This window comes from Paenibacillus sp. GCM10027630 (assembly GCF_042676305.1).
GTDB lineage: Bacteria > Bacillota > Bacilli > Paenibacillales > NBRC-103111 > Paenibacillus_S.
Genome location: NZ_JBHTGY010000098.1, coordinates 197,706 through 212,190 on the forward strand (window position 1 = coordinate 197,706; position 14,485 = coordinate 212,190).

At 46.2% G+C, this 14,485-nt stretch carries 12 protein-coding genes; 3 read left to right on the plus strand and 9 right to left on the minus strand.

Annotation, left to right across the window (positions count from 1 at the left end):
• Positions 1 to 10 precede the first annotated feature (10 nt).
• From ACFQ0C_RS38480 to ACFQ0C_RS38490, 3 genes are all read right to left on the minus strand, one after another.
• Positions 11 to 3,145, minus strand: a complete 3,135-nt coding sequence (locus ACFQ0C_RS38480; RefSeq protein WP_379375148.1) for an efflux RND transporter permease subunit — start codon at positions 3,143 to 3,145, stop codon at positions 11 to 13.
• Positions 3,142 to 5,301 (minus strand): efflux RND transporter periplasmic adaptor subunit, encoded by a 2,160-nt coding sequence (locus ACFQ0C_RS38485; protein ID WP_379375150.1) that lies wholly within the window; start codon positions 5,299 to 5,301, stop codon positions 3,142 to 3,144. The genes ACFQ0C_RS38480 and ACFQ0C_RS38485 overlap by 4 nt, the downstream gene beginning before the upstream one ends.
• Positions 5,302 to 5,837: 536 nt before the next feature.
• Positions 5,838 to 6,341: a L,D-transpeptidase gene (locus ACFQ0C_RS38490; protein WP_379375152.1), complete on the minus strand. Its 504-nt coding sequence runs from the start codon at positions 6,339 to 6,341 to the stop codon at positions 5,838 to 5,840.
• 187 nt (positions 6,342 to 6,528) lie between these two features.
• Between ACFQ0C_RS38490 and ACFQ0C_RS38495 the strand changes: the two genes are divergently transcribed.
• Together ACFQ0C_RS38495 and ACFQ0C_RS38500 are read left to right on the plus strand one after the other, a co-directional pair.
• Positions 6,529 to 7,167, plus strand: a complete 639-nt coding sequence (locus ACFQ0C_RS38495; RefSeq protein WP_379375154.1) for a GGDEF domain-containing protein — start codon at positions 6,529 to 6,531, stop codon at positions 7,165 to 7,167.
• Between the two features lie 6 nt (positions 7,168 to 7,173).
• A complete protein-coding gene (locus ACFQ0C_RS38500) occupies positions 7,174 to 7,839 on the plus strand; it encodes a GGDEF domain-containing protein (protein ID WP_379375156.1) in 666 nt (221 codons plus the stop codon).
• Positions 7,840 to 7,945: 106 nt separating this feature from the next.
• Here the strand turns inward: ACFQ0C_RS38500 and ACFQ0C_RS38505 are convergent, their stop codons facing one another.
• Entirely contained in the window at positions 7,946 to 8,710 is a 765-nt protein-coding gene (locus ACFQ0C_RS38505) for a sugar phosphate isomerase/epimerase family protein (protein ID WP_379375158.1), read from the minus strand.
• A gap of 265 nt (positions 8,711 to 8,975) precedes the next feature.
• On the opposite strand from ACFQ0C_RS38505, the gene ACFQ0C_RS38510 reads away from it, so the two are divergent.
• Positions 8,976 to 10,031 (plus strand): tartrate dehydrogenase, encoded by a 1,056-nt coding sequence (locus tag ACFQ0C_RS38510; RefSeq protein WP_379375160.1) that lies wholly within the window; start codon positions 8,976 to 8,978, stop codon positions 10,029 to 10,031.
• Between the two features lie 59 nt (positions 10,032 to 10,090).
• Here ACFQ0C_RS38510 and ACFQ0C_RS38515 read toward each other — a convergent pair whose 3' ends face one another.
• The 5 genes from ACFQ0C_RS38515 to ACFQ0C_RS38535 all read right to left on the minus strand — a co-directional run bounded on the left by ACFQ0C_RS38515 (position 10,091) and on the right by ACFQ0C_RS38535 (position 14,481).
• Entirely contained in the window at positions 10,091 to 10,852 is a 762-nt protein-coding gene (locus ACFQ0C_RS38515; protein WP_379375162.1) for an SDR family NAD(P)-dependent oxidoreductase, read from the minus strand.
• A 130-nt stretch (positions 10,853 to 10,982) separates the two neighbouring features.
• Entirely contained in the window at positions 10,983 to 11,765 is a 783-nt protein-coding gene (locus tag ACFQ0C_RS38520) for an SDR family NAD(P)-dependent oxidoreductase (RefSeq protein ID WP_379375164.1), read from the minus strand.
• A gap of 9 nt (positions 11,766 to 11,774) precedes the next feature.
• Entirely contained in the window at positions 11,775 to 12,770 is a 996-nt protein-coding gene (locus tag ACFQ0C_RS38525; protein WP_379375166.1) for a sugar phosphate isomerase/epimerase family protein, read from the minus strand.
• Positions 12,771 to 12,804: 34 nt separating this feature from the next.
• The gene (locus ACFQ0C_RS38530) at positions 12,805 to 13,572 is read right to left on the minus strand and encodes an SDR family NAD(P)-dependent oxidoreductase (RefSeq protein WP_379375168.1); all 768 of its coding nucleotides are present in this window, start codon (positions 13,570 to 13,572) and stop codon (positions 12,805 to 12,807) included.
• A 66-nt stretch (positions 13,573 to 13,638) separates the two neighbouring features.
• Positions 13,639 to 14,481: a carbohydrate ABC transporter permease gene (locus ACFQ0C_RS38535; RefSeq protein WP_379375170.1), complete on the minus strand. Its 843-nt coding sequence runs from the start codon at positions 14,479 to 14,481 to the stop codon at positions 13,639 to 13,641.
• Positions 14,482 to 14,485: the final 4 nt, after the last annotated feature.

Sequence of the window (14,485 nt, forward strand, 5' to 3'; positions counted from 1 at the left end):
ACAATTTCTATTAGTGGTCCGTTGGCAGGGCCGGAGGAGATTGCCGCTTCCATTTGCTTTTTAATTTATCCATAAGGCCATCCATTAAGGTGTAAACTACAGGAACAAGCAGCAATGTAATCATCGTGGACAGCGTTAATCCGAACGAAACGACTGTTGCCATTGAGGCTTGAGCTTCAGCCCCTTCACCGAATCCTATAACAAGCGGCAGCATAGCCAATACGGTAGTTGCCGTAGTCATGAGAATCGGTCGCAAGCGCACCTTCCCTGCCTCAATTAATGCATCATACAAGGTATAACCTCTTTTACGAAGCTGGTTCGTATAGTCGACCAAAACTATAGCATTGTTAACTACTATACCGACCAGCATGATCATCCCCATAACAGAGTTCATATTGATCGTACGGTTAGTTAGATACAGACCAAGAATGGCTCCAATAAATGTCGGAGGTAATGAGAACATGATGATAAACGGTCCATACAATGACTCAAATTGACTCGCCATAACCATATATACCAGCACTATAGAAAGTAGAAGCATCATATACAAGCTTGAGAAAGTGCTGTTCGAATCGGCCGCAGACCCGAGTGTAATCGTATAGCCGTCTGGAGGTTGAATCGTGTCAAGCCTTGCTTGCACTTCCTTAGAAACGTCTCCAACGGGAGCATTGAATACAGAGCCCTGGATCGTTGCCAGCCTTTGTTGGTTAATATGTCTGATTTGAGCAGGACCTGAGCCTGGTTCCACTTTTGCGATAGCATTCAACGGAATTTGCGCCCCTGCAGCCGTTGTAATTACAACTTGATTCAGGTTTTCCAGGTTATTCGTAAACTCCGACGGATATTTCACCAGAACGGATACTTGTGTGTCTCCCGTTTTGAAGTTAGTAGCCACCGAGCCCTGATACGCCGTACGGATTGAAGTCATAACCTCGCGTAGTGAGATGCCATAATAGCTCGCCGCTTCGCGGTCAATGGTCATGTCAAACTCGGGAATGTTGCGATCCAACGTATTTTGTACGTTACGAAGCGTTGGAATAGCACGCAGCTCTTCTGCGACCATGTCTCCCAGTTTACTTAATACCGTCATATCCGGTCCATTCAGGTTAACCTGAATATCGGCACCGCCGCCGCCCCCAAGTCCTGGCAGCCTGATGGAGGATCGGGCATTAACAGATATTTGTGCTCCCGGATTCCCATTGGTTAAATTACGGATTTGCTCTACAATCTGTTCGGTCTTCTGCTTGCGCTCATTAAGCGGTTTAAGGGTTACTTGAATATTGGCAGAGTTAGTTGACGCGCTTTGAAAAGCTCCCCCGCCTCCACCACCGACGGTAGTAAATATCGACTCTATGTCGGGTATATTCTGAATTAAGCCCTCCACTTTCGTTGCCAGTGCATTAGTTATTTCAAATTTGGTGCCTTGCGCCAAGGTCATATTAATATTCAGTTGTCCTTCATCGGTTTTTGGCGTTATTTCCGAACCGACAAATTTGGCCAAATACACACTTCCGCCTAGCATTCCGATAGTAATAACAACGATAACCCAGCGGTGTCCCAAGGACCATTTCAGTACTCCGCCATATAGATTGGTCAAACGATTCATTCCGCGACCGAACCAAACGGCAGGGTTATAGGATCTGCCTTCAGGAAGATGCTCATCATGCGTATGCTTCTTCAGAAGCTTGGCAGCGAGCATCGGAACTAAGGTTATCGCAGCAAACAACGCGGCGATATGTGAGAAGCTGACTGTCAAGGCCATAGGCACAAAGAAGTTTTTAACTAAGCCGTTAATAAATAGCGTTGGTGCAAACACGGCGATTTGAGCCATGGCCGAAGCTAGAACGGCCGTTCCAACTTCAGCAGTCCCCTGCTTGGCTGCTTCAACTGGAGATAGGCCTTCTTCCCTTTTGCGGAATATACTTTCCAGTACGACGACGGCAAAGTCGACAAGCGAGCCTAAACCTAACGCCAAACCGCCAAGCGTGATGGTATTGATCGTCTGCCCGGAAAAAAACATCATGCTGAACGCGCTTATAACGGAAATCGGGATAACTACACCGATGATCAGTGTGGCACGAATGCTATTCAAGAACAGCAGCAAAATAATAACCGAGAATACGCCACCTAGCAATGTGTGCTCAATAACCGTATTAATCGAGCTTTTAATAAATTTGGAGGAGTCGTTCAAAACTCCCAGCTTAACCCCTTCGGGAAGGTTTTTTTCGATATCAACCATTGCTTTACGGATGTTATCGGCAACGGAAACGGTATTTCCATCCGACTGCTTAAGGATCGAGATGCCGACGCTTCTTTCTCCGTTACGGCGTGATTCGAATGTAATTTCTTGATAAGTATCGATTATTTTCCCCAGCTCACCAAGAGGAATTGACTGTCCGCGAGATAGGGAAACTCTGACCTTTTCAATCTCGGATGTTGATTTAAATTCACCCTTAATTGTTAAAGGGACTAATTGGTCACCTTTATATACGAGTCCTGCATCTGTCGATTGGTTATCATTGCTTAACGCTGAGGTAACTTGGTTAAAAGTCAGTCCATATTGAGTCAGCTTGTTTTGATCTACAAGCAGCTGAATTTGGCGAACCCGCCCCCCTGTTACCCCAACCGACGCAACTCCATTGGCGCGTTGAACTGCCGGGCTGACAACATTATCCGCCAAATCACGCAGTGTAATTAGATCCACACTGTTGCTGTACAATGCCAAGTTAAGAATAGGCTGGCTATTAGGGTCTGCTCTGGAAACGACTGGAGCGTCAGCATCCGTAGGAAGCTGCCGTTTGACCCTGTCCAGCCGGTCTCGCATAGTTAATGTCGCTTCACTGATATCTGTGCCGAAGTTAAACTGCACCGTGACATTACTTGACCCCGTTCGCGAGGTCGACGAGACAGACTGGACATTCGCTATCGTTGCCATCGAGGCCTCAATCCGCTTAGTCACCTGACTTTCCACTTGACCTGGTGAAGCTCCTGGCCAGTTAACACTAACGTTAGCTGTCGGGATCTCCATATTCGGATACAAGTCAACCGGTAGAAGCGGCGCTGCGATCGAGCCCAGTATAACTAGCGCAATCATCAGCATGAAAATAGTTACAGGGCGGTTGACCGAGAAATTAGCTAAATTCACTGACCGCCACCTGCTCTCCCCGTTTGACCGGAGGCTCCGCCGTTTGCATTAGTTGGTTGATTGCCTTGCTGGTCTGGAGTACCAGACGAGGGGGTTTGTTGCCCTTGCTGCCTCTGACCGCCTTGTTGTCCTTGACCACCCGTTTGCCCCTGACCTTGCGGCGCTTGACCGCTCTGACCGCCAGCAGCCCCTTGCTGCTGACCACCTTGACCGCCCTGCTGTCTTTGTCCGCCTTGTTGTCCTTGACCTTGGCCTTGCTGACCTTGACCTTGTTGTCCTTGTCCTTGGCCTTGTTGACCCTGAGGCTTCTGAGCCTCTTGACCCGGTTTAACCACTTGAACCGCCGCTTTATCGGACAATAGCTCTTGTCCTTTAACTACCAGCTCATCCCCTTCTGCAAGCCCATCTGTTATTTCGAAGAGTGCGCTTGTTAAGGTTCCTACTTTTACCGATACTTTCTTCACTCGGCCGTCCTTCACAACAAATGCCGCATTTCCGCTCGGTTGGCTAAGGATGGCATCAGCTGGAACCATGATTGCTTTACGCCCTTCGCTTTTCAAACTGGAGGTCGCGAACATACCAGGCAGCAGCTCCTGTTTGGAATCATTCACCCTGATATCAACGCCATAAGCTTTGGTTACAGCGTCCATTGTCGGACGAATGGCTAATACAACTCCGTCAAATGATTTGTTTAATGTCGGCACATTTACTTTCATTTCCATGCCTACTTTGATTTTACCGATGTTAGCCTCTGAGATATTAACCGTAGCTTGAGTAGGGTCTAATGCGGCAACGGAAACGATATTGGAGGCATTGGTAGCATTTTGTCCTACTGGCGTATTAATCACGCTCACTACTCCATCAACTGGAGAGAGCAGCACCCCATCTGTCAGCTGCTCATTGAGCACTCTCAGATTGGTTTCTGCTTGTTGGTATTGAGCGCTGCTCACTGCAATCGCATCCGTCGACTTGGCTGTAGCCAATGCTTGCTCGGATTGCTCCAACTGAGCTTTCGATACATTCATGCTCAGCTCTTGGGTAACCTGTGTATTGGCATAGGAAAGCTGATCCTTCTGCAAAGTCTGCTGATTCGTATCCATAATTACCGCTAGCGTATTTTGAGCATTGGCTAGCGAAATGGAGTCACGGTTAAGCTGTTCCTGTGAAATCTGTACGGTTTGAGAGTTTTGTGCCGACGTCAAATCCCCTTGTGCTTTCAATAATGCAGCCGTAGCTGAAGTAAGTGCACTTGGCGTGGTTTGCTGAGCCTGGTCAAGAGCAAGCTGGGCTGACTGCACTTTTTGCATAGCCGTGTCCATCGCAGTTGTATTGGAGCCTTGAGAAGCTTTTACGTTGGCTAAATTTATGAGAGCCTGTTCGAGCTGTAATTGCAAAGTGTCCAAAGAGTTATGCGAATTGACCTGAGAATTTTGAATAGTGTCCTGCTGAGAATTCAATGTATTTTGAGCATTAGCCAAATTGATACTATATGTAGTAAGAGCATTGTTAAAATTTTGCTGGGAAATCGTTACCTGCTGTTTGGCGGTTGCAATCGCATTCTGTTGGTCATTAAGAGCTTTATTATAGTTAGCCTGCGATAATGCGACCTGTTGTTTCGCCGCGGAAACTGCATTTTGCTGATCCGAAATGGCCTTATCCAGATTGGCCCGTTGAACAGCAAGCTGCTTTTCGGCCGTAGCCGCACTGTTGGCCTGATCATTGGCAGTGCGCTGCAATTGAGCTGCACTTACCGTTAGAGCACTCTCAGACTGAGCAATTTGCTGCTGTAAAGTGCTGGTATCAATTTTGGCCAGTGGCTGCCCGATCTTGACTCTGTCGCCGGGTTTAACCATGACTTCTGTTACTCTGCCGGTTACTCGAGAAGAAATGTTCGTTGTATAAATAGGTGTTATAGCACCCGTAAATACTTGCCCCCCGCCCACATCCGCAAGCTTAACCATCTGCGTTTCTACAGGAAATTGTCTGGCTGCGCCAGCTCCCGGCCGTTGACCTGCAGCTGCGCCTGCTCCTGGTTGCGCCGACTTTCCCGCGCCTCCCCAATTAATAAGAGTTGCACCGACAACTGCTACAACTGCAATGATAGCAATGGCGGCAACCACCCATTTTTTGGATACATTCTGGATCCACCTGATCATTTCCATACCTCCATGTATTCTTGTCCGTCCATCTGTCATGATGAAAACGCTCCAATAAGGGAGTATTTACTATCATTACATATTATAAATAACGGATCCGGATGCTCGATTGCTGATGCTCCAGCATAACATCAACTTAGCGTACATTCATGATGAAACTATGATATAAATGTAAAAAAAGTGTGAAAAAAAGTTATTAAACTAGTTCTTATGACCCACTTTTGAACTCCATCGACTCAACTTCTCATTTTTTGTGGGTACACGACAAAAAAAGAACCCCTTTCGGGGTTCTTTTGCGGTGAATTGATTTTGTATTAAAGCCTCGAGCACCTTCCAAAAGCCAGGTCAGAAACCTTGTTCACTTTATTGCAGTACAGGTACTACCCTAACGTGTCTTTGGCACATCCCTCCGCTTCTATCTGGAGTCTAATACCATATTACTGGAATGTTTCGTTGAATCGTTCAACGGAACCACACCTCTCTTTTCACCGCTGATAATAGTATGTCCGCCTTTTTTCATTTCATACACCGTACATTTACTTTTCTTTAATAATGACCTTTGTGCCCAATGGAATATGACGGTACAGCCATTCTATATCCCTGTTGTGCATACGGACGCAGCCCGATGATGCATGGCTTCCTATGGAATAAGGGCGATTGGTCCCATGGATTCCATACGTATACCCGCCAGTCCCTCTAACACTGATGCCCAGCCACCTTGATCCTAAAGGGTTTTGGGGATGTCCGCCGGGGATTTGTTTTCTTACATACCAGGGCTTAACTATTTTGGTCACAATGTGAAACTCGCCGACAGGAGTAAGTTCCTTTCTGCGGCCCGTAGCAACCGGGAATCCATACATGGCGCGGCCATTAACATATACGGTGAGCCAGTTTCTGTTTTTATTAATTTCGATATACACTCCTTCTTCTTGAAGAGCCTCCAAAGGGATAGGAGCATGGGTAGCAAATACCCCCTTTTGAGCAGGTAAACACAGGAGTATACACATTATAAAGACAATCACAGCTTTTGGTATTTTCAATCCGCTCTCATCCTTTACCTTTAATGCAATCTTATTGTTAGCTAAGTCAAAATAATTATGTGCAGCTGATTTGAATACACACGCTTATAAACCAATTATTGACAAATTAGAACTTAGCGATTATGTTGTATATAAACATATATATGTTTATATATATAATATTTTATATTATGGAGATGATTGAGTAATGAAAACAAGACAAGATGCATTAACCGAGCTTATGAATCGTGAAGCCTTGGAGCTTCAGCTTAAGCAAACGATTAAATCAGACGAAAATGTTGCTCTGGCTTTGATCGATGTCGACCATTTTATGGAAATCAATAACGAATTTGGACATGATACCGGTGATCACGTACTGCAAACGATAGCCAATCTATTGAAGGAAGCCGCAGGAGAATATGCTTTTCGTGTATCAGGGGATGAATTTGCAATAATGCTGGTGGGAGAAAGTCTTGAGCAGGCATTTTTGAAAATGGAAAATGTGCGGGCTGGGATCTGTGCGGCCCAAGACCGGTTTCAAATCCGGTTGGACAACCCTCCGTTCATAAGTGTAACTATCGGTGTAGCGCAATATCCGAGGGATTCCAAAGACGAGAATTCATTAATGCGTGCCGCCAATGCCGCTTTGATGGCCGCAAAAGAAGCTGGCAGAAATCAGGTTTCACTGCCTCCCAATGAAGATATGATTATGAAGACCTGCTATTATCCCGCCACTCTCGTGCGTCGTCTCAAAACTTTGGCGGAAAAGTCAAAAAAGAAGGAATCCTTTTTATTTCGTGAAGCTTTAACCGATTTGCTGCGGAAATACGATCGTATCGAGGAGTGAGCTAACATGCACCTCAAAGGAAAATGGGCTTGTTATGGTGCAGCGTCAGGAGCAGGGCTTATGCTTGGCTCTATTGCCTTACAGCATTTGGGTACTTGGGGACTGATCCTAGGCATATTTATCGCTGTTTTAGGAGGGGGATGGCTCGCTATACAAATATTCCGAATCTACGAGCTAAGCATAAATGACGAGGGAACCGGGCTCTATAACCGACGATATTTATTTCAAAGACTTTCATATGAATTCAAAAGCAAGCATAGCGCAGAAAAGCTGGTATCCATGCTGGTAATCGATATTGATGATTTTCGGGGGTTTAACACAAGATTCGGTCATTTGGCAGGGGATTATGTATTAAGATCTGTCGCAGAGGCTTTGAGAAGAAGTATACGAGGTTATGATACGGTGGGGCGATGGGGTGGAGAGGAGTTTGCCGTTATTCTTCCAGGTGCGAATGGAGCTGAGGCCCTTGTAATAGCCGAACGCATACGTGAACGGGTTCAAAGAATGGAATTATGTTTCGGACAACATCATGATATGCAAGTTACCGTCAGCATAGGAGCGGCCGTATACCATGGTCAATTTACACATTCCAAGGAGCTTGTTCATGAAGCGGATCAAGCCATGTATAACGCAAAACAGCTAAAGAATGCCGTTCTTCTTGCTTCCGGGTAGCTTCGCCCTTCCTTTGTCCAATGCCAATCCAGCTGCCATATCAACGTAAAACAAGCTCCCCGGTATCCATCCAGAGAGCTTGTTCCATTTAACTCCATCCATTCATTTATACTGCGCCTAATTTTTTCAAGTTGTTAAAGCTCGTTTCCAGACATTGGAAAGGGTCCCGTCCATAGCTTTGATCCTGCTCTACGGCAGCCCATTCAACACCAATTTCACGGCATGCGTTTAAAATAGCAGGGAAATTCATGTTCCCTTCACCAACCTCAGCAAATAGCTGCTCCCGCTCAGCCGTTACCGCCATATCCTTCAAGTGTACCACCTTCATACGGCCATCAAACTTCCGAACCCATTCTACAGCGTCGCCTCCACCTGCTTGTACCCAATAAACATCGAGTTCAAAATCGAAAGCGCTAGGATCGGATTCTTCCAATAATATTTCCATACCGGTTTTTCCATCGAATTTGGCAAATTCAAAGTTATGGTTATGATAAATAAATTTCAGTCCTGCTGCGTCCAGTTTTCTGCCAATTTCGGATGCTTGTTTAGCAAAGCTTATGTACCCTTCCTTGCTGCTGCGGTATTCATTAGGCATTCCACCGAGTCCCACATATTTGCAGCCCCATAGCTGGTGCTTTTGAATGACCTCATCCAATCTCTCCGTCAGGTCCTGGTATGGAATATGAGTAGCGCAAATAGTCAATTGTTCACCATCCGCGAGATCTTTCAGTTCTTGATTTCCAATCGGGCCTACTCCGGAAACTTGAACGGCGTTATATCCAATCTGCTTTACTTTCTTCAAAGAATCAGCGATGCTCTCAGGGGTTTTCAAAAACTCTCTAACCGTGTAAAGCTGTGCTGCAATTTTCATTTCAATCGCTCCTTTTAGGTGTTTACTTTGTTAAAACTGATTTTGGAAACACTTACACAGGCATTCAACTAAACTTTACCACACTTGCCAAGCCATTACACTGTACTTTTGTTACAAAAAAAGCTGTAATAACCGCTGCTTATTATTAACGTTAATCTTGTTGACATCCGCATACTCCATAGATATAATCCTCTCATAAATGCCTTCTTTACAATGAAAGCGTTAGCACTAATTACTACTACCTAATACTAGGAGGATACAAGAAATGTCCAAGCATGAAATTGCGGTAATTCCTGGTGATGGCATCGGCAACGAGGTCGTTCCTGCAGCTCTTGATGTATTGAATACAGTGGCCGAAGTTCATGGTGGTATCTCATTCGAGTTCACGAATTTCCCTTGGAATTGCGATTATTATTTAAAGCATGGCATCATGATGCCAGAGGACGGCTTGAATACATTACAATCATTCGAAGCTATCTTCTTAGGAGCCGTAGGAGATCCTGCCAAGGTTGCTGATCATATTTCTTTATGGGGCCTGCTCATCAAAATTCGTCGCGAGTTCGAGCAAGTGATTAACATCCGGCCAGCTAAATTTATAAATGGCATTGTATCCCCACTGACTAATCCCAATGATTTCGATCTTATCGTTGTACGTGAAAACAGTGAGGGTGAATATAGCGAAGTCGGAGGAAGAATACATAAGGGCGAGGATCAAATCGCTATTCAGAACGCTATCTTTACCCATAAAGGAACAGAGCGGGCCATCCGCTACGCATTTGAATTGGCGGCCAAACGCAAAGGGCATGTGACAAGTGCAACGAAATCGAATGGTATCTTCCATTCCATGCCATTCTGGGATGAAGTTTTCAAAGAGGTTAGCCTCGACTATCCGGAAGCCAGAACAGCTTCCTATCATATCGATGCATTAGCTGCCTTTTTCGTCACCAAGCCTCATATCTTTGATGTCATTGTTGCCAGCAACTTATTCGGAGACATCCTGACTGATATTGGAGCAGCCATTATGGGCAGCATTGGCATCGCCCCGGCAGCCAACATTAATTTGAACGGGAAGTTCCCTTCTATGTTCGAACCCGTTCACGGCTCGGCTCCAGACATCTGTGGTAAAGGCATCGCCAATCCAGTCGGACAAATCTGGACAGCCAAGATGATGCTCGACCATCTCGGTCAACAAGAGCTTGGACAAAAGGTGCTGACAGCAATGGAGGAGACCATATCGAATGGAATTAAAACCCCTGATATTGGTGGAACCGCCTCAACAAAAGAAATGACTGAGGACATCTGCCGTAGATTAAAGAAATAGTCGATAAAAAACAGAGGTTAATCCCTATACTGCGGATTAACCTCTGTTTATTTTATCCTCTACAGCTTGAAGCCAAGCCCACCGTCTACGGACAACATTTGACCCGTAATTTGACTTGCATTGGCGGAGCATAGGAACACTACGGAATTCGCAATGTCATCCTCCGTTTGCAATCTGCCAAACGGCATGGCAGAGGAACGCTGCTCCGGCCAGTCCTCGTCCTCCCCTTTTGCCCGCATTAGAGCCCTTTCTCCATGGGAAGCTACCCAGCCTGGATGTACACCGTTTACCCGGATATTGTGCTTCGCTAATGAACGGGCTAAATTCCGGGTCAGCGTAACAACTCCTCCTTTGGAAATAGCGTAGGCGAACAACTCCTCTCCGCCAACACTCGCATGGAGTGAGCCAATATTTACAATACATCCCCCGCCTTGCCTGATCATGACAGGAACCGCGGCTTTACACATCAGGTAAACGCCTTTTAAGTTAATATCCATGACCCGGTCCCAGAATGCCTCATCCGTTTGAAGCAAATCAGCTCTCGGAAATATTCCAGCATTATTGACTACAAAATCCAGCCTTCCAAACTGCTGCTCGGCAACACTAACGGCATTATTAACTTGATCTGTTTGGGAGACATCGCATTGTACATATACGACCTCTTTCCCTTGGCTCCGCCATTGCTCCGCCGCTTGTTCCCCATCCAGAGAAGCGTCCGCAATAACAGCCTTTGCTCCATTTTCCAGAAACTGCTTGACGATGGAGGCGCCGATTCCTTTGGCTCCACCTGTTATTAAGGCAATTTTCCCATCAAAGTTCAATTGTATGGCTCCTTCGCGTTTTTTATTATGTTTTAGAAGCGAAGCTGAACAAGTCTGATATATTGCAAAAAAAGCTGCATCTAATACGCGAATGTATCTTCGTTGAATAGTCTTCGAGCAGATGCTTTTCTTATTTCCAGCAAACAATCGTTTCCCCAGTCAAGTAATCGGCTTGTGGACCGCAGAGAAACATCACAATTTTGGACATGTCTTCTGGATGAGCAATTCGCTGAAGCCTAGAGAGGCCTTCTTCATTATTAACGGTACGAGTCGCTGAGAAGCGGGCTGTATAGGTAGGAGCCGGTGAAATACAATTTACATTCACATCATACGGCCGCATCTGCTGGGCCAAGCTTCTTGTGTAATGGGAAATACCCAGCTTGGCAGCTGCGTATATCACGCCGGACGTAACTGGAATATGGCCTGCGATCGAGCCCACATTAACGATCTTGCCGCAGCGCCGCTCACGCATATGCTGACCAACAAATTTGCAAGTGTACATAGTAGATAACAGATTGCGCTCGACTACCGATCGAATATCCTCCACACTAATATCCAGTGAATCGTTAGGTTCAGGCCGAGGTGTCTTGGAGCCTATGTCGCCACCGGCATTATTGATTAATATATCAATGGAGCCCAAGCTTTCAATAGACTGCTTAATTAATTGCTCAACCTGCTCTGGATCTGCCAAATCGGCGGCTATAAACATAGATTTCACACCTAATGCGGCTGCTTCCTCGGCTACTTGAAACCCGCTGGCCGCTTCGTTAAATTCCGCGGACTTCGTTGCCGTCTCATCGTGAATAATGACATTAGCTCCCGCACGGGCCAAGTCCATGGCATATTGCCTGCCGAGACCCCTGCTAGAGCCGGTGACAAGCGCATTTTTACCTTTTAAATCAAGGTCATTCATGTTGCCACCTCAACTTTTCACGAGATTTTCATTATCGCGGAACTGTACAATCAATGATTTCAAATAGGCAAGGGCCGTTGCCATTTGCGATTGCTCGTATGCGGCTATCGAAGCGGGTGACTCCCCTCTCTCGAACGGAGTTCTCCAGTCGCCGCTTCCTCTTGCGTGGTCATGTACATAACGCAGCAAACGAGTTAGCTGGCTTGCGGAACGCGCAGGATATTCCGTCCAGAAATCCTCTTCAAGCACCCTGACATTCCGCGCCTCCAATGCACCGTGTTCTACGGACAACGTCATTTCCGGGGCAGCTTCCGAGAAAATACGCAATAACTCAGGGAAATCAATCGATCCTTGACCCAGGGGACATCTGACCAGTCTGTAGCCCTCCTCGTACCAATAAATCATATAGTCCTTTAAATGGACATTTTTCACATAAGGAGCTACCCGGCGAAAAAAGTCATTCGGTTCTTCAGCAGTTGCCAGAGGATTCCCCGTATCGAGATTAATGCCAAATCGCTGCGACCCAATCGTTTCGCATAGCCAAAGCAATTCCTCGGAGGCAAGATCCTGATGATTTTCTACAGCCAAGTTAACTCCCGTTTGCTCTGCCGTTTCAACAGCTTCCTGAAAGGACATGAGAATCTGCTCCAAAAAAGGCTTCCAAGTTCCGGCCATATGCCTGCGGTCACCTCTGAACTTGGCTCCTCCTACCACCGTCCGAACCGTTATTGCGCCTACTCGTTTGGCTAACAGCAGCGCCTCGCATAAAGGAAGTGGATCAAAGCCGCCTGCTGCGATATTTATAAACATGCCTTTGGAGCGGGCGTAATCAGCCACTTCATCGGGATTATGTTCTTTTAATAGATGAAAAGGGATTTCGATGCCTTCCAGACCATGGCTTTCCGTAACATCAATTAATTGTTTGGGTGTTATCGGTTTTTTGCCTGATTGCGGGTGGATACCCATATCATAGGTAGTCCCATAAACCGTAAGTCCGTATTTCATTTGCCTCAGCCCTTTCTTATTCAAATTTCCTTTGTTATTGTGCTGTCCAGCCTCCATCGATAACAATGGAAGAGCCGGTCATAAAGCTCGAAGCTTCTGAAGCCAAATAAATGATTAGTCCCGTAAGCTCATCCGGGTTTCCCCACCGTTTGATAGCAAGGTGATCGAGGAAAAACTGGTTGGCTTCCGGATTATTTATGACTACCTTGTTTAGATCGGTAGCAAACGGCCCAGGACAAACGGCGTTGGCTGTAATGTTATGTTCGGCCCACTCCAGCGCCATAACCTTAGTGAGTTGAATCAATCCGCCCTTGCTTGAGCAATAGGCTGAGCGCTCTGGAAGCGCCACAGTCCCCAGCATGGAAGATAAATTAATAATCCTTCCATACTGCTGCTTGATCATATAAGGAACTACAGCCTTCGCGCACAGGAAAGGAGCTTTTAGATTAGTGCTCTGCACAAGGTCCCAGCTGTCTTCGTCATAATCAAGGATCGGTTTACGGACGTTAATGCCCGCATTGTTGATCAGTATATCAATGCGCCCCAAAGCTTGGGCTGTTTCCTCCGCCATTCGGCTAACCTGACCGCCGTTCGTGACATCAACCGCTACTCCAATGGCTTGACCGCCGGTTTCCTCACGAATCTGCCTTGCTCCTTCCGCTGCTTTTGCTTCATCCCTGCTGGTAACCGCAACTGTAGCCCCAGCCTCGGCAAGTGCCTTTGCAAATACAAGCCCCAATCCTTGGCATCCGCCAGTAATCAGTGCTACCCTGCCATCCAATTTGAACTTATCCAAGCTCATGTTTTTCCTCCTTAGATTTTCAACTTTAGTGTAACTTGCATCATTAACGGCTTTGTGTTCAACAACTTAATATTTGGCTCCACCATCCGCAAGCCCGCCGATTACAAATGACTGCGCTCCGAGGTATAAAACCGCAGCAGGAATGGTAGCAATAACCGATGAGCTCATGAGGAGCCCCCAAATAAACGTGTCCGAAAACTTAAAGCTGGCAATTCCAATCGTAGCGGTTTGCTGACTTGGACTCGTCGTAACGACCAGCGCATACAAAAATTCGTTCCAAGACATTGTAAAAGCAAAGGTTGCGACAACCGCAATTCCAGGCGCAGCAATAGGAAGAATGATCTTCCACAGCGTTTGCAGCCGATTGCAGCCATCGATCAGTGCCGCTTCCTCCAACGATTTGGGAATCGCCTTGAAGTAGCTGAGCAGCATATAGCAGCAATAAGGGACGATAAAGGTCGGATAAATTATGAGCAAGCCGAACTTGTTGTCAGCAAAGCCGAGCTTGCTCACAAGAACGTACATTGGAATGAACAGCACCGCCGCCGGCATGAGATAGCAGATGATGATGCTTTTCGTCAAAAAATTTCTCCCGCGAAACTTCAGCCGGGTTAAGCTGTAAGAGCCAAAAATACTAATTATCAAGGATACCAAAGTAGCCAGACTGGATACATACAAGCTATTTTTCATATTGCCCATGAATTCCGTTTCTTTGAACAAATCCGAATAATGCTTGGTCGTGATTTCCGTTGGAATTAACCTTGGTTTGGCATCGTACATCTGATCATTAGGCGTAAACGAGGTCTTAACCATCCAGTACACGGGAAACAGCGTCCATATCAAACCGACAACTACGATAAAATAAATCAGAACCAGCTTTCGAACCGCACGTACTTGGGACGCTCTCATAACC